The organism is Mycobacterium sp. NTMscope_MAC_12 (assembly GCF_976985675.1).
Genome location: NZ_CDRJYY010000001.1, coordinates 4,340,668 through 4,362,932, shown reverse-complemented (window position 1 = coordinate 4,362,932; position 22,265 = coordinate 4,340,668). Strand labels below are relative to the sequence as shown.

17 protein-coding genes are annotated in these 22,265 nt (G+C 70.4%); 10 read left to right on the top strand and 7 right to left on the bottom strand.

Annotated features, from left to right (window positions below; all coding sequences use genetic code 11):
- Positions 1 to 6: 6 nt before the first annotated feature.
- Positions 7 to 894, top strand: coding sequence for a cyclopropane mycolic acid synthase CmaA1 (gene cmaA1 / locus AC0KS4_RS20085; protein ID WP_225330125.1), 888 nt, complete (start codon positions 7 to 9; stop codon positions 892 to 894).
- Here cmaA1 and AC0KS4_RS20080 read toward each other — a convergent pair whose 3' ends face one another.
- Positions 895 to 2,913, bottom strand: a complete 2,019-nt coding sequence (locus tag AC0KS4_RS20080; RefSeq protein ID WP_225330124.1) for an SDR family oxidoreductase — start codon at positions 2,911 to 2,913, stop codon at positions 895 to 897.
- Between the two features lie 65 nt (positions 2,914 to 2,978).
- Positions 2,979 to 3,695 (bottom strand): histidine phosphatase family protein, encoded by a 717-nt coding sequence (locus AC0KS4_RS20075; RefSeq protein WP_225330123.1) that lies wholly within the window; start codon positions 3,693 to 3,695, stop codon positions 2,979 to 2,981.
- An 83-nt stretch (positions 3,696 to 3,778) separates the two neighbouring features.
- Here AC0KS4_RS20075 and AC0KS4_RS20070 point away from each other — a divergent pair, with 83 nt between their 5' ends.
- Positions 3,779 to 4,645 (top strand): MaoC family dehydratase, encoded by an 867-nt coding sequence (locus tag AC0KS4_RS20070; protein ID WP_225330122.1) that lies wholly within the window; start codon positions 3,779 to 3,781, stop codon positions 4,643 to 4,645.
- Here the strand turns inward: AC0KS4_RS20070 and otsB are convergent, their stop codons facing one another.
- Positions 4,646 to 5,794 (bottom strand): trehalose-phosphatase, encoded by a 1,149-nt coding sequence (otsB, locus tag AC0KS4_RS20065; protein WP_238956770.1) that lies wholly within the window; start codon positions 5,792 to 5,794, stop codon positions 4,646 to 4,648.
- A 55-nt stretch (positions 5,795 to 5,849) separates the two neighbouring features.
- On the opposite strand from otsB, the gene AC0KS4_RS20060 reads away from it, so the two are divergent.
- Together AC0KS4_RS20060 and AC0KS4_RS20055 are read left to right on the top strand one after the other, a co-directional pair.
- The gene (locus AC0KS4_RS20060; protein WP_472408527.1) at positions 5,850 to 9,137 is read left to right on the top strand and encodes an error-prone DNA polymerase; all 3,288 of its coding nucleotides are present in this window, start codon (positions 5,850 to 5,852) and stop codon (positions 9,135 to 9,137) included.
- Between the two features lie 89 nt (positions 9,138 to 9,226).
- Positions 9,227 to 9,871 carry a nitroreductase family protein gene (locus tag AC0KS4_RS20055; protein ID WP_238956769.1) on the top strand — a complete coding sequence of 215 codons (645 nt, stop codon included), beginning with the start codon at positions 9,227 to 9,229 and terminating at the stop codon, positions 9,869 to 9,871.
- Between the two features lie 3 nt (positions 9,872 to 9,874).
- Here the strand turns inward: AC0KS4_RS20055 and AC0KS4_RS20050 are convergent, their stop codons facing one another.
- Positions 9,875 to 10,336, bottom strand: coding sequence for a tRNA (cytidine(34)-2'-O)-methyltransferase (locus AC0KS4_RS20050; RefSeq protein WP_238956768.1), 462 nt, complete (start codon positions 10,334 to 10,336; stop codon positions 9,875 to 9,877).
- 17 nt (positions 10,337 to 10,353) lie between these two features.
- Between AC0KS4_RS20050 and AC0KS4_RS20045 the strand changes: the two genes are divergently transcribed.
- The 6 genes from AC0KS4_RS20045 to AC0KS4_RS20020 all read left to right on the top strand — a co-directional run bounded on the left by AC0KS4_RS20045 (position 10,354) and on the right by AC0KS4_RS20020 (position 15,902).
- Positions 10,354 to 10,959, top strand: a complete 606-nt coding sequence (locus AC0KS4_RS20045) for a class I SAM-dependent methyltransferase (protein ID WP_225330118.1) — start codon at positions 10,354 to 10,356, stop codon at positions 10,957 to 10,959.
- Positions 10,960 to 11,208: 249 nt separating this feature from the next.
- Entirely contained in the window at positions 11,209 to 13,998 is a 2,790-nt protein-coding gene (locus AC0KS4_RS20040; RefSeq protein ID WP_238957377.1) for a sensor histidine kinase, read from the top strand.
- The gene (locus AC0KS4_RS20035; protein WP_225330588.1) at positions 13,995 to 14,396 is read left to right on the top strand and encodes a serine protease inhibitor; all 402 of its coding nucleotides are present in this window, start codon (positions 13,995 to 13,997) and stop codon (positions 14,394 to 14,396) included. Before AC0KS4_RS20040 ends, AC0KS4_RS20035 begins: the two co-directional genes overlap by 4 nt.
- A 6-nt stretch (positions 14,397 to 14,402) precedes the next feature.
- Positions 14,403 to 14,786, top strand: a complete 384-nt coding sequence (locus AC0KS4_RS20030; protein WP_238956767.1) for a DUF742 domain-containing protein — start codon at positions 14,403 to 14,405, stop codon at positions 14,784 to 14,786.
- On the top strand, positions 14,767 to 15,354 hold the full coding sequence (locus AC0KS4_RS20025) for a GTP-binding protein (protein WP_374109702.1): 588 nt from the start codon (positions 14,767 to 14,769) through the stop codon (positions 15,352 to 15,354). Before AC0KS4_RS20030 ends, AC0KS4_RS20025 begins: the two co-directional genes overlap by 20 nt.
- Positions 15,351 to 15,902: a pentapeptide repeat-containing protein gene (locus AC0KS4_RS20020; RefSeq protein WP_225330586.1), complete on the top strand. Its 552-nt coding sequence runs from the start codon at positions 15,351 to 15,353 to the stop codon at positions 15,900 to 15,902. The genes AC0KS4_RS20025 and AC0KS4_RS20020 overlap by 4 nt, the downstream gene beginning before the upstream one ends.
- Before the next feature lie 19 nt (positions 15,903 to 15,921).
- Here the strand turns inward: AC0KS4_RS20020 and AC0KS4_RS20015 are convergent, their stop codons facing one another.
- From AC0KS4_RS20015 to AC0KS4_RS20005, 3 genes are read right to left on the bottom strand one after another with little or no spacing between them, the layout of a single operon-like run.
- Complete coding sequence (locus AC0KS4_RS20015; protein ID WP_238956766.1) at positions 15,922 to 18,276, bottom strand: ATP-binding cassette domain-containing protein; 2,355 nt, start codon at positions 18,274 to 18,276, stop codon at positions 15,922 to 15,924.
- A gap of 36 nt (positions 18,277 to 18,312) precedes the next feature.
- Positions 18,313 to 20,979, bottom strand: a complete 2,667-nt coding sequence (locus AC0KS4_RS20010; RefSeq protein ID WP_238956765.1) for an FHA domain-containing protein — start codon at positions 20,977 to 20,979, stop codon at positions 18,313 to 18,315.
- Between the two features lie 30 nt (positions 20,980 to 21,009).
- Entirely contained in the window at positions 21,010 to 22,224 is a 1,215-nt protein-coding gene (locus AC0KS4_RS20005) for an NADH:flavin oxidoreductase (protein WP_225329300.1), read from the bottom strand.
- Positions 22,225 to 22,265: the final 41 nt, after the last annotated feature.

The following is a 22,265-nucleotide window of genomic DNA, read 5'->3' as shown; positions in this document are numbered from 1 at the left end:
GAGCTGATGCCCACAACGTCGGAGCCCCCGGAGGGCACTGAGTTAACGCCGCACTTCGACGACGTGCAGGCCCACTACGACTTGTCGGACGACTTCTTCCGGCTATTCCTCGACCCGACCCAGACGTACAGCTGTGCCTACTTCGAGCGCGAGGATATGACGCTGGAAGAAGCGCAGATCGCCAAGATCGACCTCGCCCTGGGCAAACTCGGGCTGCAGCCGGGCATGACGTTGCTCGACGTCGGCTGCGGCTGGGGCGCCACCATGATGCGCGCCGTGGAGAAATACGACGTCAACGTCGTCGGCCTCACCCTGAGCCGCAACCAGGCCGAGCACGTCGAGCGGCTGATCGCGCAGTCCGGCAGCCCCCGTTCCGCCCGGATCCTGCTGCAGGGCTGGGAGGAGTTCGACGAGCCCGTCGACCGGATCGTCAGCATCGGCGCCTTCGAGCACTTCGGGCACGAGCGCTACGACGCGTTCTTCACCATGGCGCATCGCCTGCTGCCCGACGACGGGGTCATGCTGCTGCACACCATCACCGGTCTGCACCCGACGGAGATGGTGGAGCGCGGCATGCCCATCTCGTTCACGTTCGCCCGATTCATCAAATTCATTGTCACCGAGATCTTCCCGGGCGGGCGGTTACCGTCGATACCGATGGTGCAGGAGCGCGCCACCGCGAACGGCTTCACGGTGAGCCGCATCCAGTCGCTGCAGCCGCACTACGCGAAGACCCTCGACATCTGGGCCGCCGCGCTGCAAGCCCACAAGGAGCAGGCCATCGCGGTGCAGTCCGAGGAAGTCTACGAGCGGTACATGAAATACCTGACCGGCTGCGCCGACGCCTTCCGGGTCGGATACGTCGACGTCAACCAGTTCACGTTGGAGAAATGATCACCAGTGCACGCCGGGCACCAGGCGCACCAGCCGCTTGACCGTCCGGGGTGTGCGGATGCCGCCGGTGACGGCGCGGACGGGCCGGCTGGGTCTGCGGCGCGCGGTCGTCGGCCGCGCCTCTGCAACGGGTGCCACCCCCCGTGCCGCGGCCGAGTCGGGATAGCCGAGATAGAGCTGATGCAGGATTCGCCGAGAAGTCCTGGGGGCGAAGTAATTTCCGGCCTCGGCGAGCGTACCCAGCGGGGTGTCGATGCGCGCCGGCTTGTCCACCAGCCCGCGCACCACCATCGCCGCCGCGCGTTCGGGGCTGATCGCCGGGACCGGGTTGAGCCGGTGCGACGGCACGATCATCGGGGTGCGCACCAGCGGCATGTGGATGTTGGTGAACGTGATGTGGTCGGACAGCACCTCCGATCCGACCACGTCGGAGAACGCGTCCAGCGCCGCCTTGGTCGGTAGGTAAGAGCTGTACTTGGGGTTGCGCGCCTGCACGCCGGCGCTCGACACGTTGACGACGTGACCGAATCGCCGCTCGCGCCAATGGGGCAGCAGCGCCAGCACCATCCGCACCGCGCCGAAGTAGTTGACCGCCATCACCCGTTCGTAATCGTGCATCCGGTCGTAGGCGTTGACCACCGAGCGGCGGATCGAGCGGCCGGCATTGTTCACCAGGTAATCGACGTGGTCGAAGCGCCCCAGGATGTCTTTGACGGTGTGTTCCACCGACGCGGAATCGGTGACATCGCAGGTAAAGGCATGGGCGGCACCGCCATTGGCGCGGATCTCGGCGACCAGCGCATCCAGCGCCGCGCCGTTGCGGGCCAGCGCGAACACGGTGGCGCCCCGCTCGGCGATCGCGATCGCCGACGCCCGGCCGATCCCGCTGGAGGCGCCCGTGACGATGACGTGCCGGCCCCGCAACGGTTCTCGTGGATCGTCGCGGCGGGCGCGGTCCGGATCGAGATGCTCCGCCCAGTACCGCCACAGTTTGGGCGCATAGGAGGAAAACTCGGGCACCCGGATCCCGAGTTCCTGCAAGGCGTTTCGGGTCCGCTCGCTGACGAAGGTGGGGGGCAGGTCGACCAGGTCGAACACCTCGGCGGGGATGCCCAGTTGGGTGGCCGCCATGTTGCGCACCACCCGGGCGCGGCCGCGCACATTGAGGACGGGGGCGGCCACCGAGCGGGGCAGCGACCCGCGCAGCGGCGGCAGCCCGGCGGCCTTGGCCACACCGCGGTAGATGCCCCGCAGACCGATGGTCTTCTCGGCGGTCAGGTGGAAGGTCTGCCCGTCCCGGCCGTCGGCGTGCAGCAACGCGACCAGCGCGTCGACGACGTAGTCGACGGGGACGATGTTGGTGCGGCCCGTGTCGGGCAGCAGGATCGGGGTCAGCGACGGCAGCACCGCCAACTTGGCCAGCACGCCGAAGAAGTAGTACGGCCCGTCCACCTTGTCCATCTCGCCGGTGCGTGAATCGCCCACCACCACCGCCGGGCGGTAGATGCGATAGCGCAGCCCGGGCGTCGAGCGCACCAGCAGTTCGGCTTCGAACTTGGTCTGGTGATAGGGCGTCGGCAGTTGCTGCCCGACGTCGAAGTCGTCCTCGGTGTATTCGCCGCGGAAGTCGCCCGCCACGGCGATCGACGAGACGTGGTGCAACGTCGCGTCCAGGCGCTGCGCTAGGCCGATCACCGCGCGGGTGCCCTCGACGTTGGCGGCGCGCTGCTCGGGCTCGCCGGCGGTGATGTCGTAGATCGCCGCGCAGTGCACCACGTGGTCGATCTCGCCCAGCTCGGCGAGGACGTCGTCGCTCAGGTCCAGCTCCGGCAGCTCGGCGACCAGCGGTTTGACCCGCTCACCCCACTGCTCAGCCCACTGGGCCGCGAGCCGTTCGAAGCGGCCCAGCGACTGCCGTCGCACCAGCACCCACACCCGCGCGTCGAGGCGGGATTCCAAAAGACGAGACACGACGCGGCGGCCAATAAACCCGGTACCGCCGGTAACGACATACCGCATGAAGACATCGTGGCTTCGGCAGCCGCGGACGTCAACTGCCGATCTTCACACGAGGGTTGGTGCGCCTAGCTGTGGAAGTCGCGGATCCCGTCCCAGTCGACCAGCGTCCAGCCGGTCATCGGGTTACCGTTGATCACCACGCGGCCGGTGTTGGGCAACGGGTGGGTGGTCATCAGGCTTTCCTTGCCGTTGCGGGTGTTCATCAGCGTCCACACCATGATCGAGTTCGCGTGCGAGAACACCACCGGGTTGTGGTGGCCGCTGTTGTAGACCTTGTTGACGGCCGCGGTGAACTGGTCGTTGAACTCTTTTCCGCTGATCGAGCCCGGGATGCTGTACGACACGTCGCCCTTGATCCAGTTCACCGGCGCCACCAGGTAGGTCGACTTCGCCATCGACTCGGGTTTGCCGTTGTACCAGCCGGCGTCGATCTCCTGGATGCCGGGCAGAACCTCGACCTGCTTGCCGAGCTCGGCGGCCAGCGGCGCGGCGGTTTGCTGCGTCCGGGTCATGGTGGAGGCGTAGACGCTGTCGTAGTCCTTGCGGCCGAGTAGGTGCGCGAGCTGTTCTGCCTGCCCCTTGCCCTCCGCGGTGAGGCCGGGGCCCGGCACGTCGGTGTCGATGGTGCCGGCGGCGTTGGCCTCCGACTGGGCGTGCCGGACGAACGTCACCGTGATGGAGCGCGCCTGCGGCGAGCCGCCGCCGCAGCCGGCGACGATTACCGTTGCGGTGAGCGCGGCGACTGCTACTGAGGCCTTGCGGAACCAGCTGCGCTTGGGCATGGAAGACAGCCTGCCCTGCCGACGGCTTCGGTGGGAAGGGTTTGCGATGGTTACGTGCAGAAAATCCTCGAAAGGAGACCCCCATGGCGATTGACCCGAGTGCCGTCGGCGCGGTGACCGAACCCATGCTCTTCGAATGGACCGACCGGGACACGCTGCTCTACGCGCTCGGCGTCGGCGCCGGGATCGACGACCTGGCCTTCACCACCGAGAACAGCCACGACATCGACCAGCAGGTGCTGCCCACCTACGCGGTGATCTGCTGCCCGGCCTTCGGCGCGGCCGGCCTGGTCGGAAAGTTCAACTGGGCCATGCTGTTACACGGATCGCAGAGCATCCGGCTGCACGCGCCGCTGCCGCCCGCGGGCAAGCTCTCGGTGGTGTCCGAGGTCGCCGACATCCAGGACAAGGGTGAGGGCAAGAACGCGATCCTCGTGCTGCGCGGCCGGGGCACCGACCCGGACTCGAAGCAGCTGATCGCCGAGACGCTCACCACGCTGGTCATCCGCGGCGAGGGCGGGTTCGGGGGAATGCCGGGCCAGCGGCCTGTCGCCCCGGAATTCCCGGACCGCGAGCCCGACGCGCGGATCGCGCTGCCCACCCGCGAGGACCAGGCGCTGATCTACCGGCTCTCCGGTGACCGCAACCCGCTGCACAGCGACCCGTGGTTCGCTCGCGAGCTGGCGGGGTTCCCCAAGCCGATCCTGCACGGGCTGTGCACCTACGGGGTGTCGGGTCGCGCGCTGGTGTCCGAGCTCGGCGGCGGCGTCGCGGCCAACATCACCTCGATCGCCTCGCGATTCACCTCACCGGTGTTCCCCGGCGAGACTTTGACCACGCTGATCTGGCGCACCGGGGAGGGCAAGGCCGTGTTCCGCACCGAGGCGTCGGGTGCCGAGGGTTCCGGCGTCCGCGTGGTGCTCGACGACGGCGCGGTGGAATACGCCTGACTAGGCTTCGAGCTGATCGGCCAGCCGGTCGGTGAATTCGGCGGCCCGCGCGGGGCTGTCCAGCGCGAACAGCGCGGCGGTGGCGCGGTCGCCATCGTCGTTGTGCCGCACCAGGATCGGCACACCATCATCGTGGACCGCGTCGAACGCGTCCTCGTCGGTGATGTCGTCGCCGAGGTAGACCGGCGTCAGCGCGCCCGCCCCGGCCTGGTGCAGGTGGTCGATCACCCAGCGCAGCGTTTTTCCCTTGTCCCAGTCCAGGTCCGGGCGCAGCTCGATGACCTCGCGGCCGGTGGTCACCCGGAGCGCGTCGCGGCGACCCGCCGCGCGCACCGCCGCGAGCACCTCACCGACGCGGTCGCGTTCGGCGTTGCGGTAGTGCGCGGCGACGCCGAATCGCTTGTGCTCCACCACCACTCCGGGGATCGCGCCGAGCTGGTCGCGCAGCTGGGTCGCCGCCCGCTCCAGCACCGGGATGGCCGCGGCCGCCGCGTCGTTTTGGTGGTGTGTCCCGTCGGGTGCGGTCAGCTCGAAACCGTGGCTGCCGGCATACCAAATACCCGGTACGCCAACGCGATTCGTCACGTCGGCGAGATCGCGACCGGACAGCACCGCGACCGGGCAGCGGGCGGCCAGCTTCCCCAGCGCCTCGGTGGCCCCGGCGACGGGCCGGGCGGCGTCCGGGTCGTCGACGATGTCGGACAGCGTGCCGTCGAAGTCGAAGAACACGGCCGGGCGCCGGTCGGCCAGGCCGCCGGCGGTGTCGGTCAGGGCCTGCATCGCGTCGGGCAGCTGCGACATCCGGCGGTCCCCGGTGCGCACGACGACCTCGCCCGGGTCGCCGACCACGGCGTCGGCCCCGGCGTCACGCAGCGCGCCGGCGCGCCCGGCCGGGCCGACACCGATCACCAACGCGAATCCCGCGGCGCGGGCGGCCTCGACGCCGGCCGCGTCCCCGGCGACCACGACGGCGCGACCCGGGCGCACCTTCAGGCCCGCGGCCGTCCGCACCGGGCCGTCGGCGGAAACGACGACGGCGCCCACCCCGCTCTCGCGCAGCTGCGCGGCCAATGGCAAGCCGAGCGCGCTGTCGTCGGTTTCCAGGTCGAACAGCACGGCGTCGTGGCGGCGCGGGTCGATGACCGGCATGAGCCAACCCTCTCACGATAGCTCCTATCGAACATACTTTCGATAGACTGCGAGGGTGGGCTGGTTCAACGGGCCGCCGAGTTGGGCGGAAATGGAGCGGGTGCTCGACAGCAAGCCGCGCCGTGCCGGGGAGCCGGCGGGGCTTCCCGAGGACGCCCCGCTGTCGCGCAAGCGCGCGACGTATCGGCCGCCGGGTGACGGCCGGGCGCCCCACGCGTCCGTCGCTCATTCCGTGTCGTATGCCGAACTGCACGCGCATTCGGCGTTCAGCTTCTTAGACGGGGCGAGCACGCCCGAGGAGCTGGTCGAGGAGGCGGCGCGGCTGGGCCTGCGCGCCCTGGCGCTCACCGACCACGACGGCCTGTACGGGGCGGTGCGGTTCGCCGAGGCGGCCGCCGAGCTCGACATGCGTACCGTGTTCGGCGCCGAACTGTCGCTGGGCTGCGAGGCCCGCACCGAGCGGCCCGATCCCGCCGGCCCGCACCTGCTGGTGCTGGCCCGCGGGCCCGAGGGTTACCGGCGGCTGTCGCGGCAACTGGCCGCGGCGCATCTGGCCGGCGGCGAGAAGGGCAAGCCCCGTTACGATTTCGACGCGCTGACCGAGGCCGCCGGCGGGCACTGGCACATCCTGACCGGATGCCGCAAAGGCCATGTGCGCCAAGCGCTTTCCGACGGCGGGCCCGCCGCGGCGGAGCAGGCGCTGGCCGACCTGGTGGACCGGTTCGGTGCCGGGCGGGTCAGCGTCGAGCTGACCCATCACGGTCAACCGCTCGACGACGAACGCAACGCGGCGCTGGCCGCCCTCGCGCCGCGCTTCGGCGTCGGCGTCGTCGCCACCACCGGCGCGCATTTCGCGGGGCCGTCGCGGCGCCGGCTGGCCATGGCGATGGGCGCCATCCGGGCCCGCGAGTCCCTGGATTCGGCCGCCGGGTGGCTGGCCCCGCTGGGCGGTTCGCACCTGCGTTCCGGTGCGGAGATGGCCCGGCTGTTCGCCGGGGGCCCCGAGGTGGTGACCGCGGCCGCCGAGCTGGGCGAGCAGTGCGCGTTCGGGCTGGCGCTCATCGCGCCGCAGCTGCCGCCGTTCGACGTGCCCGACGGGCACACCGAGGACAGCTGGCTGCGGCAGCTGACCATGGCCGGGGCGCGCGACCGCTACGGGCCGAGCGCACCGCGCGCCTACGCCCAGATCGAGCATGAGCTGAAAGTCATTGCTCAGCTGCGGTTTCCGGGCTACTTCCTGGTGGTGCACGACATCGCCCGGTTCTGCCGGGACAACAACATCCTGTGCCAGGGCAGGGGATCGGCGGCCAACTCCGCGGTCTGCTACGCCCTCGGCGTCACCGCCGTCGACCCGGTGGCCAACGAGCTGCTGTTCGAGCGCTTTCTGTCGCCGGCCCGCGACGGGCCACCCGACATCGACATGGACATCGAGTCCGACCAGCGCGAAAAGGTCATCCAGTACGTCTACGACAAATACGGCCGGGACTACGCCGCCCAGGTCGCCAACGTCATCACCTACCGGGGGAAGATCGCGGTGCGCGACATGGCCCGCGCGCTGGGCTTCTCGCAGGGCCAGCAGGACGCGTGGAGCAAGCAGATCGGCCACTGGAGCGGGCTGGCGGACTCGCCGGACGTCGAGGGCATCCCCGAGCCGGTGGTCGACCTGGCGAACCAGATCCGGAACCTGCCGCGGCACATGGGAATTCACTCCGGCGGCATGGTGATCTGTGACCGCCCCATCGCCGACGTGTGCCCGGTGGAGTGGGCGCGGATGGAGAACCGCAGCGTCCTGCAATGGGACAAAGACGACTGTGCGGCAATCGGTTTGGTGAAGTTCGACCTGCTCGGGCTGGGCATGCTCTCGGCGCTGCACTACGCGATCGACCTGGTGGCCGAGCACAAGGGGATCGAGGTGGACCTGGCCCGCCTCGACCTCTCCGAGCCGGCGGTGTACGAGATGCTGGCCCGCGCCGATTCCGTCGGCGTGTTCCAGGTGGAGTCGCGCGCGCAGATGGCCACCCTGCCGCGGCTGAAGCCGCGGGTGTTCTACGACCTGGTGGTCGAGGTCGCGCTGATCCGCCCCGGCCCCATCCAGGGCGGGTCGGTGCACCCCTACATCCGGCGGCGCAACGGCCTGGACCCGGTGGTCTACGACCACCCCTCCATGGAGCCGGCGCTGCGAAAGACGTTGGGGGTACCACTCTTTCAGGAGCAGCTGATGCAGCTCGCGGTCGACTGCGCCGGGTTTTCCGCCGCCGAGGCCGACCAGCTGCGCCGCGCCATGGGATCCAAGCGCTCCACCGAACGCATGCGACGGCTGCGCGGCCGGTTCTACGACGGCATGCGTGCGCTGCACGGCGCGCCCGACGAGGTGATCGACCGCACCTACGAAAAGCTGGAGGCCTTCGCCAATTTCGGTTTCCCGGAAAGCCACGCGCTGAGCTTCGCGTCGCTGGTGTTCTACTCGTCGTGGTTCAAGCTGCACCACCCGGCGGCGTTTTGCGCCGCGCTGCTGCGCGCCGAGCCGATGGGCTTCTACTCGCCGCAGTCGCTGGTGGCCGATGCCCGCCGGCACGGCGTGACGGTGCACGGCCCGGACGTCAACGCCAGCCTGGCGCACGCCACGTGCGAGAACGCCGGAACCGAGGTCCGGCTGGGTCTGGGTGCGGTCCGCCATATCGGAGACGACCTGGCCGAGCGGCTGGTCGAGGAACGAAAAGCCAACGGCCCGTTCACCTCTCTGCTGGATGTGACGTCGCGGCTGCAATTGAGCGTGCCGCAGACCGAGGCGCTGGCCACCGCCGGGGCTTTTGCCTGCTTCGGCATGTCCCGGCGCGAGGGGCTGTGGGCGGCCGGGGCGGCGGCCACCCAGCGGCCGGGCCGCTTGCCCGGGGTGGGCTCGTCCTCGCACGTCCCGGCGTTGCCGGGGATGAGCGAGCTGGAACTGGCCGCCGCCGACGTGTGGGCCACCGGCATCTCCCCGGACAGTTACCCGACGCAGTTCCTGCGGGAAGACCTGGACGCGATGGGGGTGGTGCCCGCCGAGAAGCTGGGATCGGTGCCCGACGGCGACCGCGTGCTGATCGCCGGTGCGGTGACCCACCGGCAGCGCCCCGGGACGGCCCAGGGGGTGACGTTCCTCAACCTGGAGGACGAAACCGGGATGGTCAACGTGCTCTGCGCGCCGGGGGTGTGGGCGCGGCACCGCAAGCTGGCGAACTCGGCGCCGGCGCTGCTGGTGCGCGGGCAGGTCCAAAACGCCAGCGGGGCGATCACCGTCGTCGCCGAGCGGTTGGGCCGCATCACCCTGGCGGTCGGCTCGAAATCGCGCGACTTCCGGTGAGAACCCTCCGCGAAACTGCAACTAGCGACGGGTTCACTCGAGAAACGCGTCGTGGAATACAGTTTCGCGGCCGAAGGTAATCTCCACCCATGACCCTGAACTTGTCTGTCGACGAACTGCTCACCACCACCCGCTCGGTCCGCAAGCGCCTCGACTTCGACAAGCCGGTGGGCCGCGACGTGCTGATGGAATGCCTCGAACTGGCGCTGCAGGCGCCCACCGGCTCCAATTCGCAGGGCTGGCAGTGGGTGTTCGTCGAGGACGCCGAGAAGAAGAAGGCGCTCGCCGACGTCTACCTGGCCAACGCCCGCGACTACCTCAGCGCTCCGGGGGCCGAGTACCCCGAGGGGGACACCCGTGGTGAGCGGATGCCCAAGGTCAAGGACTCCGCCACCTACCTCGCCGAGCACATGCACTCCGCGCCGGTGCTGTTGATCCCCTGCCTCGAGGGCCGCCCGGACAAGTCGCCGTTGGGTGGGGTGTCGTTCTGGGCGTCGCTGTTCCCGGCGGTCTGGAGCTTCTGCCTGGCGCTGCGCTCGCGGGGACTGGGGTCGTGCTGGACGACGCTGCACCTGCTGCGCGACGGCGAGCAACAGGTCGCCGAGGTCCTCGGCATTCCGCACGACCGCTACAGCCAGGGCGGCCTGTTCCCGATCGCCTACACCAAGGGCACCGACTTCCGCCCGGCCAAGCGGCTGCCCGCCGAGCAGCTCACGCACTGGGACAGCTGGTGACCCCTAGCTGCCGGCGTACTCGTGCTGCCGCCACGCCTCGTAGACGGCGATCGCCGCGGCGTTGGAAAGGTTCAGCGAGCGCCGGCCCGCCAGCATCGGGATGCGGACCTGCGCGGTGATGTGCTCGTCGGCCAGCGTCGCCGCGTCCAGGCCGGTGGGCTCGGGGCCGAACATCAGCACGTCGCCGGCGCGGTAGCGCACGTCGGCGAACGAGGTGGGCGCGTGCGAGGTGAACGCGAACACCCGCTCGGGTGACAACGCGTCCCAGGCCGCCGCCAGCGAGGCATGCACGGTGACCGAGGCCAGGTCGTGGTAGTCCAGCCCGGCCCGTCGCAGCTTGGGTTCGGACAGGTCGAAACCCATCGGCTCGACCAGATGCAATTCGCAGCCCGTCGCCGCCGCCGTCCGGATGGCGTTGCCCGTGTTGGGGGCGATGCGCGGGGAGTAGAACATCAGCTTGAACACAACGCGATAATGGTCGCATGGTCGAGCAGAGCATTTGGATGCAGAAGGTCGCTGCCGATCCCGGGCATTCCCATTGGTATATCGAGCGATTCCGCGCCATGGCCCGCGCGGGCGACGACCTGGCCGGTGAGGCCCGCTTCGTGGACGCCATGGCGCCCCGCGGCGCCCGCATCCTCGACGCCGGCTGCGGGCCCGGCCGGTTGGGCGGCTACCTCGCCGACGCCGGCCACCGGGTGGTCGGCGTGGACGTCGACCCCGCGCTCATCGCCGCGGCCGAGCAGGACCACCCCGGCCCCCGCTGGCTCGTCGGCGACCTCGCCGAGCTTGACCTGCCCGCACGCGGCATCGCCGAACCGTTCGACGTCATCGTCTCCGCCGGTAACGTCATGACGTTTTTGGCCCCCAGCACCCGGGTCCAGGTGCTGAGCCGGCTGCGCGCCCACGTCGCCGACGACGGCCGCGCGGCGATCGGCTTCGGCGCCGGCCGCGACTATGACTTCGAGGTGTTTCTGGGCGACGCGGTCGACGCGGGATTCGCGATCGACGTGCTGCTGTCCACCTGGGACCTGCGGCCGTTCACCGACGACTCCGACTTCCTGGTGGCAATCCTTCGGCCCGCCTAGAGTTTTCGCGGATCCGTGTTTGCCAGGGGTGACCGCGGGCGCGCGGCGCCACCTTGGAGGGACCTGTCTGCTCAGTAACGATTCTGGTGGGCTGGGCCGCGGGCTGTCATACTCGTCGGATTGCCACACTTACACGCGCGCGCCTATCTGGCACGGGGCGGGTGGAAATAAAGCAGGAAGTTTTATGAGCCTCTCGTTTTGTTCAGCGCTCAGGGTCAGCGCAGCGGCCGGTCGCGCGGCCGCGATGACGTGACCATGTTCAGCCGCCCGGCCGCTGCGGCCGAGGCGGACGCCTCCCCGCCCGCACCGGTTCGCGCCGCCGACGCGGCGGTCAAACGCCCGCCCGCCTGGTCGCTGGGCAACTGGCCGGTCGGCTGGAAGGTGCTGGCGATCGTGCTGGTGCCGCTGATCTTGGCGACGGTGTTCGGTGTGCTTCGCATCCACGCCGCGATGGACAGCGCGGCGGGCCTGAAACTGGCCGCCACCCGCGCCGACGTGGTTCCGACGATCACCAAATACATGTCGGCGCTGGACGTCGCGCTGCAGGCCGGTTCCACCGGGCGCGACGTCGAGGGCGCCAAGAAGAACTACGAGGCCCGCAAAGGCGAACTGCAGGGCAGGCTGGCCGACACCGACGTCACCGACGACGTCCGATCGGGCCTCAACACCCTGCTCGACGGCGGCCAGATGCTGGTGAACAAGGCGTCTGACAACGGCCTCGGCCTGCGGGAACGGGTGACCCTCTACGCGCCGATCCTGTTGACGGCCGAAGACGTCATCAATGCATCGGTGCGCGTCGACGACGAGCACATCCGCGCCCAGGCGCAGGGATTGAGCCGGGCGGTCGGCGCGCGCGGGCAGATGACGATGCAAAAGATCCTCATCACCCGCGGGGCGGACCTGCCCGAGCCGCAGCTGCGCACCTCGATGACCACCCTGGCGGGCACCGAACCGTCGACGCTGTTCGGCATGAGCGAAGTGCTCGGGGCCGGGTCGCCCGAGGCCAAGACGCTGCAACAGCAGATGGTGACCCGGATGGCGATGATGTCCGATCCCGCCAGCGTGCTCGTCGACAACCCCGATCTGTTGCGGTCCATCCAAGCCACCGACGACATCGCCGAACAGGTCATCAAGAACGTCACCGCCTCGGTGACCAAGGCGGTGCACGCCCAGGCCGCCGACCGGCGCCACGCGGCCATCGTCGACACCGTGTTGGTGCTGGCCGCGATCGTCGTCGCGCTGCTCGTGGTGCTGCTGGTGGCGCGCGCGCTGGTGCGGCCGCTGCGCATCCTGCGCGACGGCGCGCTCAAGGTCGCCCACACCGATCTCGAGGAGGAGATCGCCCACGTGAAAGCCGGTGGGGCCGAACCGATTCCGACGCCACTGCCGGTGTACACCACCGAGGAGATCGGCCAGGTCGCCCACGCCGTCGACGAACTGCACGCCCAGGCCCTGCTGCTGGCCGGCGACGAGGCGCGGCTGCGGCTGCTGGTCAACGACATGTTCGAGACCATGTCGCGGCGCAGCCGCTCGCTGGTCGACCAGCAGCTGGCGCTCATCGACCGGCTCGAGCGCAACGAGGAGAATCCCGAGCGCCTCGACAGCCTGTTCCGGCTGGACCACCTGGCGGCGCGGCTGCGCCGCAACAGCGCCAACCTGCTGGTGCTGGCCGGCGCGCAGCTCGCGCGCGACCAGCGCGACCCGGTGCCGCTGGCGACGGTGGTCAGCGCCGCGGTGTCCGAGGTCGAGGACTATCGCCGCGTCGAGATCGCCGGGCTGCCCGAGTGCGCGCTGGCCGGCGCGGCCGCGGGCGGCGCCATCCATCTGTTCGCCGAGCTGATCGACAACGCGCTGCGCTACTCGCCGCCGACGACGTCCGTGCGGGTCTCGGCGTCCCGCGGTGGCGACGGGGGAGTCGTGGTGCGGATCGCGGACTCCGGCCTGGGGATGAACGACGCCGATCGGCGCATCGCCAACATGCGGCTGCAGGCCGGCGGCGACGTCAGCCCAGACAACGCGCGCCACATGGGGCTTTTCGTGGTCGGCCGGATCGCGGACCGGCACGGCATCCGGGTGGGGCTGCGCGGCCCCGCGGCCAACGAGGCGGGCTCGGGCACCACCGCCGAGGTCTACCTGCCGCGCACGGTGCTCACCGGCCTGGCCCCCGCGGAAACGGCTGCGCCCCGGCACATTCGGGCGGCGTCGTCTCCGAGCGCCAAACTCGCCAGCGCGATCGCCGCGCCCCCGGCCGCCGAGGACGCCGGGCGGCGCGACGGTACCCGCGAGCCGGCGGCCCGCAACGCCGGGCCCGCGCCCGGGCCCTCGGTCACCCTGCTGCCGCGGCGCAACCCGGGTTCCAGCGGCATCACCGAGGTCCCGGCCCCACCCGCCGAACAACCGCCCCCGCAGCGGCGGCGCGAACTCGCGACCCCCTGGTGGGAAAACGCGCCCAAGTCTGCGCCGGCCGCCCGGCCCGCGGAGCCCGAGGCCACGCCGCAGCCCGCGCCCACCCCCACACCGGAGCCCGCGCCGGCGCCGGCCCCACCGGTGCGGGCGGCATCGGACACCTCGGCCTTCTTCGCCGCCCGGCCCCGCGAACCCCGCGAGGACAAGCCCGCCAGCCCGCCGACCGACGATGACGTCATCTACCGGCGGATGCTCTCGGAGATGCTGGGCGACCCCCATGACCTGGTGAACAGCCCCGACCTGGATTGGCAGTCGGTCTGGGACCGCGGCTGGACGCTGGCGGCGGCCGCCGAGGACAAGCCCGTCGAGTCGCACACCACCGACCACGGACTGCCGGTCCGCACCCCCGGCGCCCGGCTGGTGCCCGGCGGCGCCAACGGAACCGGGCTGACCGAACGGGACGAGCCCGAGCACGGACTCAACGGCAGATCGCCGTCGCACCGGGAGCCGCAGCACGCGGCCGTCACCCGGGACCCCGAGGCGGTGCGCGCCTCGTTCAGTAACCATTTCGGCGGCGTGCGCACCGGACGCTCGCACGCCCGCGACACGGAACAAGGACCCGACCAACAATGACCTCACCCGACACCTCACTGGACTGGCTGGTGACCAGGTTCGCCCGCGAGGTCCCCGGCGTCGCGCACGCGCTGCTGGTGTCCGTCGACGGGCTGCCCATCGCCGCCAGCGAGCACCTGCCCAGGGAACGCGCCGACCAGCTGGCCGCCGTCGCCTCCGGGCTGGCCAGCCTGGCGACGGGCGCCGCGCAGCTCTTCGAGGGCGGGCAGGTGCTGCAATCGGTGGTCGAGATGCAGAACGGCTACCTGTTGTTGATGCGCGTCGGGGACGGCTCGCACCTGGCGACGCTCGCGGCGACGTCGTGCGACATCGGTCAGATCGGCTACGAGATGGCCGTGCTCGTCGAACGGGTCGGGGGCGTGGTGCAGTCGACCCGCCGGTCCGCCGCCCACTCGTGAGCTGCGATGGACACCCCCGAGACCTGGCCCGCACACCGTAAGGGGAACCTGGTCCGCCCGTACACCCTGACGTCCGGGCGGACCGACACGAACGTCGAGCTGCCCCTGGAAGCGCCGCTTCAGACGCTGCAGGCAGGCCCGACCCACCGGTGGCCGCCCAACGATGCGCGGGGCAGAATCATCCAGCTGTGCGGCCAGGGCCCGCCGAGCCCGTCGGTCGCCGAAATCTCGGCCCGGCTGGACCTACCGCTCGGCGTCGCGCGCGTCCTGGTCGGGGATCTGGTGCTGTCCGGCTACCTTCGGGTGCATAGGACGTTGTCCGAGCGTTCGACCCGCGATGAGCGCCACGAACTCATAGGAAGGACTCTGCGTGGCTTACGCGCACTCTGAGGTGCAGCCCGATTCCGGCGCCCACGCGTCGACGAAGATCGTGATCGCCGGCGGATTCGGGGCCGGCAAGACGACGTTCGTCGGGGCGGTTTCCGAGATCATGCCGCTGCGCACCGAGGCGATGCTCACCGACGCCTCGACCGGCGTCGACGCGCTCGAGGCCACCCCGGACAAGCGGACCACCACGGTCGCGATGGACTTCGGCCGGATCACCCTGGCCGAAGACCTGGTGCTCTACCTTTTCGGCACGCCGGGGCAGCGCCGCTTCTGGTTCATGTGGGACGACCTGGTCCGCGGCGCGATCGGCGCGGTGGTGCTGGTCGACTGCCGACGCCTGCAGGACAGCTTCGCCGCCGTCGACTTCTTCGAGCACCGCAACCTGCCGTTTTTGGTCGCGGTCAACGAGTTCGACGGGGCGCCGCGCTACCCGGTCGACGAGGTGCGCGAAGCGCTGACCCTGCCCCCGCACATTCCGGTGATCACGGTCGACGCCCGCGATCGCCGGTCGGCGACCGACGCCCTGATCGCGGTCAGCGAATACGCCCTGGCCAGCCTGACGCCCAATTGACCACCGAGTGGGTCGACCGCGAGTTTGACGGCCACGACTTCACCGACGAAGACCTGAGCCGCCTGCGGACCGAGCGGGCCGTGTTCACCGAATGCAATTTCAGCGGGGCCAACCTGGCCGAGTCCCAACACCGCGGTTCGGCCTTCCGCAACTGCACGTTCCACCGGACGGCGTTGTGGCACAGCACTTTTGCCCAATGCTCGATGCTGGGGTCGGTGTTCGTGCAGTGCCGGCTGCGGCCGATTACGTTCGACGAGGTGGACTTCACGCTCGCCGTGCTCGCCGGCATCGACCTTCGCAGCGTCGACTTCAGCGGCTGCCGGCTGCGGGAGACCAGCCTGGTGGAGGCCGACCTGCGCAAGGCCGTGCTGCGCGGCGCGGACCTGCGCGGCGCGCGGACCGCCGGCGCCCGGCTGGACGGCGCCGACCTGCGTGGCGCAGGCATCGACCCGGGGTTGTGGACGACGGCGTCGCTGGCCGGCGCGCGCGTCGACGTCGATCAGGCGATGGCCTTCGCGCTCGCACACGGGCTGCGACTGGACGGCTGATCTCTCAGCGGGTGATCGTTCAGCGGGTGAGCCGGATGCGCCACCGCACCAGCGCGGCGTAACCGACCGTGAGGACCGCGAGCATGCCCATATCGAACAGCCAGGCCGCCGGCGTGTGCTCGAAGTGGCTGTCCCGCGGACTCTGCGGACCGGGCGAGACCGTCCACAGGTCGACCGTCGACGCCTGCGCCGCGTACCCCCACCGCGAGGGCACCAGCCAGGACACCTGGTCGAGAAAGATCCGGTGGGTGACGGGCACCATCCCGCCGGAGAGCACCATCTGCATCATCAGGGACACCACCAGCAGCGGCATGATCTGCTCGTTGGACCGCGCCAGCGCCGAGAGCAGCAGACCGAGCATCGCCGCGGCCACACACGTCGCCGCGACCGCGACGAACAGCTCGACGGTGGCGTCCCCGAGCAGCACCGCCGGCCGCGTCGGCGGGCCCTTGCCCAGCACCACGATGGCGGTGGCGATGGCCGCCTGGACGACGGCGAACGCGCTGAACACCGCGACCTTGGCCAGCAGGTAGGCCGTGCTCGACAGGCCGACCGCCTGTTCCCGCCGGAAGATCGGCCGTTCCCCGATGAGGTCGCGGATGGTCAGCGCGGTTCCCATGAACGCGGCGGCCATGGTGAGCAAGGTGAGGATCATCCCGGCCTCGCCCGCCGACTCGCCGGCCGGATCGGCATAGCCGAAGCCGGCGCTGCCGGGAACGGTCAGCGACAGCGCACCCATGACGAACGGCAGCACCGCCAGGAACACGAAATAGGCGCGGTCGGACACGACCAGCCGTACCTGACGGCGGGCGATCGTGGAGAACTGGTGGCGCTTGCTGGTATGCGGCGGCGCGCCCAGCTCGGCCGGCGCCTCGGTCAGCCTCGGCGGCGGGGGCTTGTTCTGGGCCAGAAAGCGGCGATTGGCCTCGTCCGGGTCGGCGCCCACCTTGGCGAAGATGTGCGCCCAGTTGGTGGTGCCCATGGCCGCGCCGATCTGGCCGGGCGGGCCCAGAAACGCCGTCTTGCCGCCCGGCGCCATCAGCAGCACCTGGTCGCAGACGTCGAGGTAGGTCAGCGAGTGCGTCACGACCAGCACGACGCGGCCGGCGTCGGCGAGTTGCCGCAACATCGTCATGACCTGCAGGTCCAGCGCGGGGTCCAGGCCCGACGTCGGTTCGTCGAGGATCAGCAGCGACGGCCCGGTGAGCAACTCCAGCGCCACCGACGCGCGTTTGCGCTGCCCGCCGGACAGCTGGTCGACCCGGGTGTTCGCGTGCCCGGTCAGGCCGAGCTCGTCGAGAACCTGGGCGACCACCTGGGCGCGGTCGGCCTTGCTGGTGTCCGGCGGCAGGCGCAGCTCGGCGGCGTACCCGAGCGCCTGGCTGACCGTGAGCTGGCGGTGCACGACGTCGTCCTGTGGGACCATCCCGATCCGGGTGCGCAACGAGGCGTACTCGGTGTGGATGTCGTGGCCCTCGAAGGTGACCGAGCCCGACGTCGGGGTGGCGTACCCGGCGATCAGCCGCGACAGGGTGGTCTTGCCCGCGCCGGACCCGCCGATGAGGGCGGTCAAGGTACCGGGGCGGGCGGTCAGCGAGATCCGTTCCAGCAGCTTCTTCCCGCCGATGCCGAAGTTGACCTCGCGCACCTCGAGGCCGCCGGCGCGGGTCGCCGCCTCCTGGCGGCGGACCAGCATGCCGCCGCGCAACACCAGGTCGACGTTGCCGATCGTGACGACGTCGCCGTCGGACAGCACCGCCGAGCCGACCCTGACACCGTTGACGAAGGTCCCGTTGCTGCTGTTCGCGTCGCGGATCTCGGGGCCGGCCGCCGTCGGGGTCAAGAAGGCGTGATGGCGCGAGGCCAGCACGTCGTGGACGACGACGTCGTTGCTGAGCGCGCGCCCGATCGAGGCGGTCCGTCCGGTCACCGGTCGGCCGGCGGATTGGGTCCCCGGGGCCGTAAACCGCGTGGTGGGAGACTCCCCGACGTCGCCGCCGCCCGTGCCGGGCTGCGGCCGCGGCACGGCGCGCTGGGGGTCTCGCAGGCGGAACGAGCGTGCCGGCGGCCGGCCCACCTCGAACGTGATCCGCGGGCCGTCGGGCTTGCCGATGTTGATGGTCTGGCCGTCGTGGATGTCGACGACCGGCACCCGGTGGCCGTCGAGATAAAACCCGTTGAGCGTGTTGTTGTCGACCGCCAACCACCGGCCGTGATCGAAGCGCAACAGCACGTGCGCGCGGGCGACCAGCGGGTGCGCCACCCGCAAATCGGCACGCAGATCGCTCCCGACGACCACGTCGCGGCCGGCGGCGAAGCTGCCTTCGGAGCGCTCGGATCGAGCCGTCAGCACGGGCTGGGCAGATCGGGTCATCGCATCCAGATTAGAGGTCCCCGCCTGAGAGCGGCCTCAGCGTTTCAGCCGGATGTGCCAGCGCACGATGCCGGTGTAACCGATCGAGAGCAGGGTGAGCATGGCCATGTCGAAGACGAAGATGTGTTTCGAGTGCTGCCAGATCGGGTCGTTGGTCGGGATCTGCTTGACCTTCACCAGCGACGGGAAGTCGATCGAGGACGCGCCCGCGGCGTACCCCCAGCGCGCGGGCGTCAGCCACGCCATCTGTTCGAGACCGATGCGCTGGTAGACCGGGATCATCCCGCTGGAGAACACCAGCTGCGACATGATCGACACCACCAGCAGCGGCATGATCTGTTCGTTGGACTGCGCCAGCGCCGACAACAGCAGGCCGAGCATCGCCGACGCCACACAGGTGCCCGCCACGGTGACGAACAGCGAGAAGGTGGAGTTGCCGAAGAACTGGGGGTGTGCCGTCGGCGCGCCCTTGCCCAGCCGCACGATGATGGTCGCGATCGCGGCCTGGCCGGTCGCGAAGACGCAGAACACGGCGATCTTGGCCAGCAGATAGGCGGTGGTGGACAGGCCGACGGCCTGCTCCCGCCGGAAGATCGCGCGCTCGCCGATGAGATCTCGGATGGTCAGCGCGGTGCCCATGAAGACCGCACCGATGTTCAGCAGCACCATGATGTACTGCGGCTGCGTGGGCGCGGGGCCCATCGGATCGGCCGGCCCGAGGCCGGGGTGCGGGCCCTTCACCGTCAGCGACAGCGCGCCGATGAGGAACGGCAGGATCGCCAGGAAGATCGTGTAGCCGCGGTCGGACACGACGAGGCGGACCTGGCGGCGGGCGATCGTGGACAGTTGCCGCCACAGGTTGGTCTGGGGCGGTTCGCCCAGATCCGCCGGGCTCTCCGGACTCGGTGGCTGCTCCGAGCGCTGATTGCGTTCCTTGAAGCGGCGGTTGGCCTCGTCCGGGTCGGCGCCCACCTTGGCGAAGATGTCGGCCCAGTTACGGGTGCCCATGGCGGCCTCGACCTGGTCGGGCGGCCCGCAGAACGCGGTCTTACCGCCGGGCGCGACCAGCAGGATCTGATCGCACACGTCCAGGTAGGACACCGAGTGGGTCACCACCAGCACCACGCGGCCCGCGTCGGCGAGCTGGCGCAGCATCAGCATGACCTGACGGTCCAGCGCCGGGTCCAGGCCGGACGTCGGCTCGTCGAGAAGCAGCAGCGACGGCTGGGTGAGCAGCTCGAGCGCGACCGAGGCGCGCTTGCGCTGGCCACCCGAGAGCTTGTCGACCCGCGTCTCGGCGTGCTGGGTCATGTCGAGTTCCTCGAGCACCTGCGCGACGACGCGGGCCCGTTCCTCTTTGCTGGTGTCGGGGGGCAGGCGCAGCTCGGCGGCGTAGTTGAGGGCCTGGTTGACCGTGAGCTGGCGGTGCACCACGTCGTCCTGCGGGACCATCCCGATCCTGCTGCGCATGGACGCGTACTCGGTGTGGATGTTGTGGCCCTCGAAGGTCACCGTGCCCGACGTGGGGCTGGTGTAGCCGACGATCAGCCGCGAGAGCGTGGTCTTCCCGGCGCCCGAACCACCGATGATGGCCGTAAGCGTCCCGGGGCGGGCCGTCACCGAGATGTGGTCGAGCAGCTGCTTGCCGTGGTCGACGGTGTAGCAGACGGAGTTGACCTCCAGGCCGCCGGTCCGCGTCGCCGCCTCGGTGCGCCGGACCAGGCTGTCGCCGGTGAACACCAGGTCGACGTTGCCGATGGTGACCACGTCGCCCTCGGTCAGCACCGCCGAGCCGACGCGGACGCCGTTGACGAAGGTGCCGTTCACGCTGTGCGCGTCGCGGATCTCGGTGCCCAGCGGCGTCTGGAGCAAGAACGCGTGATGGCGCGAGGCGAGCACGTCCTGGATGACGATGTCGTTGTCGGTGGCCCGGCCGATGGTTTGCGACCCGGCCGGCTGCTGGATCGCCCCGGACCGCGACGGCATCAGCGCCTGGAACATCTTGGTCGCCAGGTTCGCCACCTCGGGCGGCTTGGCGCTGGTGGGCGCCGCCCGGGTGTGCGGGGCCGCCGCGGGTATGTGCTGCACCGGCGGGGGGCTGTGCACCGCCGCATTGTGCGGCGGGGGTGGCGCGGCGGGCGGGTAGGCGGGCGGTCGCCCACCACCGCCGCCGTACATGGTGTGCCCCGCCGGGCCGGGCCGGTGCACGGGCGCGGGCTGCGGTCGCCGCGGCGGCGCCGCCCAGTTGGGCGTGCGCCCGGCCGGGGGTGGCGGCGGGCCGGGTGGAGCGGCGACGGGCGGACCCGGTTGCGCCGACCAGGCCGCCGCCTGTGGCGGGGCCGCCACCGGGATGTTCATCGATTCGGTCTTGGGGGGCCGCCCGGCCATGCCCTGGTGCCGGCCGACGTCGAACGTCAGCAGCGGCCCGTCCGGGTTTCCGATGTTGAGCGTTTGCCCGTCGTGGATCTCGACGACCGGCACCCGTCGGCCGTTGACGAAAGTTCCGTTGAGCGAACCGTTGTCGATGGCCAGCCACTTGCCCTGGTCGAAACGCAGCAACAGGTGGGCGCGCGAGATCAGGGGGTGCGTGATGCGCATGTCGGCCCGCAGATCGCGCCCGACGACCACGTCGTGGCCCGCTGCGAAGGTACGTTCAGATCCTTCGTGATGGACGGTTAGCGCTGGCGGGGCTGGTGCGGACATCGCCACAACTGTAGCTTGCGGCCCTGTGGATCAGCCTGGAGCGCCTACGGCGTCCGGCGCGCCGGTGACGACGCAGTGGGTCCGGCTGTAGATCGTCGGCATGCACTGATTGCAGTGCGTGCACGCGGAGTGCACCCGGTGCTGGGCGTCCTCGGCGGCGATCCGGTTGATCAGATCCGGTTCGGCCAGCAGCGCGCGGGCCATCGCGACGAATTCGAATCCCTCCGCCATCGCCAGGTCCATCGTCTCCCGGTTGGTGATGCCGCCGAGCAGGATCAACGGCATCTTCAACTCGGCACGGAACAGCTTGGCGTCGCGCAATAGATAGGCCTCGCGGTAGGGGTACTCGCGCAAAAACTTCTTGCCCGTCATACGCATGCCCCAGCGCAGCGGCGGCTTGAACGCGCCGGCGAACTGCTTGAGCGGCGCGTCGCCGCGGAACAGGTACATCGGGTTGACCAGCGAGCTGCCCGCGGTCAATTCGATCGCGTCCAGCCCGCCGTCTTCCTCCAGCCACTTGGCGGTCCTCAGCGATTCCTCCGTGCTGATGCCACCGCGAACGCCGTCGGCCATGTTCAGCTTGGCGGTCACCGCGATCGGTGTGCCTTCCTTTTCGACCGCGCGCCGGACGGCCATCACCATGCCGCGGGCGACCTTCGCCCGGTTCTGCAGCGATCCGCCGAACTCGTCGTCGCGGCGATTGATCAGCGGGGACAAAAACGAACTCGCCAAGTAGTTGTGGCCCAAATGGATTTCGACGGCGTCGAAGCCGGCTTCGATGGCCAGCCGCGCGGCGTTGGCGTGCCCGGCGATGACCTCGTCGATGTCCTCGCGGGTTGCCTTCTTGGCGAACCGCATTCCGATCGGGTTGAAGAACCGCACCGGCGCCAGCGCCTTGGCTTTGTTCGACTTAGCGTTGGCCACCGGGCCGGCGTGGCCGATCTGCGCGCTGACCGCCGCGCCCTCGGCGTGGATCGCGTCGGTGAGCCGGCGGAACCCCGGCACCGCCTCCGGCCGCATCCAGATCCCGTTGCCCTCGGTGCGCCCGCCGGGGGAGACGGCGCAGTAGGCGACGGTCGTCATGCCGACCCCGCCGGCGGCCGGCAGCCGGTGGTATTCGATGAGGTCGTCGGTCACCAGCGCGTCCGGCGTGCGCGCCTCGAACGTGGCGGACTTGATAGTGCGGTTACGCAGCGTGATCGGACCGAGCTTCGCGGGGCTGAAGACGTCCGGAGGGGTAGACATACCGGGAGCCTAATGGCGATCGCAAGCGCGGCGAAGCCGGG

Bases quoted from the DNA above. Each gene is read 5' to 3' on its own strand.
- cmaA1 (WP_225330125.1), top strand. From the start codon at position 7: ATGCCCACAACGTCGGAGCCCCCGGAGGGCACTGAGTTAACGCCGCAC.
- AC0KS4_RS20080 (WP_225330124.1), bottom strand. From the start codon at position 2,913: ATGCGGTATGTCGTTACCGGCGGTACCGGGTTTATTGGCCGCCGCGTC.
- AC0KS4_RS20075 (WP_225330123.1), bottom strand. From the start codon at position 3,695: ATGCCCAAGCGCAGCTGGTTCCGCAAGGCCTCAGTAGCAGTCGCCGCG.
- AC0KS4_RS20070 (WP_225330122.1), top strand. From the start codon at position 3,779: ATGGCGATTGACCCGAGTGCCGTCGGCGCGGTGACCGAACCCATGCTC.
- otsB (WP_238956770.1), bottom strand. From the start codon at position 5,794: ATGCCGGTCATCGACCCGCGCCGCCACGACGCCGTGCTGTTCGACCTG.
- AC0KS4_RS20055 (WP_238956769.1), top strand. From the start codon at position 9,227: ATGACCCTGAACTTGTCTGTCGACGAACTGCTCACCACCACCCGCTCG.
- AC0KS4_RS20045 (WP_225330118.1), top strand. From the start codon at position 10,354: ATGGTCGAGCAGAGCATTTGGATGCAGAAGGTCGCTGCCGATCCCGGG.
- AC0KS4_RS20035 (WP_225330588.1), top strand. From the start codon at position 13,995: ATGACCTCACCCGACACCTCACTGGACTGGCTGGTGACCAGGTTCGCC.
- AC0KS4_RS20030 (WP_238956767.1), top strand. From the start codon at position 14,403: ATGGACACCCCCGAGACCTGGCCCGCACACCGTAAGGGGAACCTGGTC.
- AC0KS4_RS20015 (WP_238956766.1), bottom strand. From the start codon at position 18,276: ATGACCCGATCTGCCCAGCCCGTGCTGACGGCTCGATCCGAGCGCTCC.
- AC0KS4_RS20010 (WP_238956765.1), bottom strand. From the start codon at position 20,979: ATGTCCGCACCAGCCCCGCCAGCGCTAACCGTCCATCACGAAGGATCT.
- AC0KS4_RS20005 (WP_225329300.1), bottom strand. From the start codon at position 22,224: ATGTCTACCCCTCCGGACGTCTTCAGCCCCGCGAAGCTCGGTCCGATC.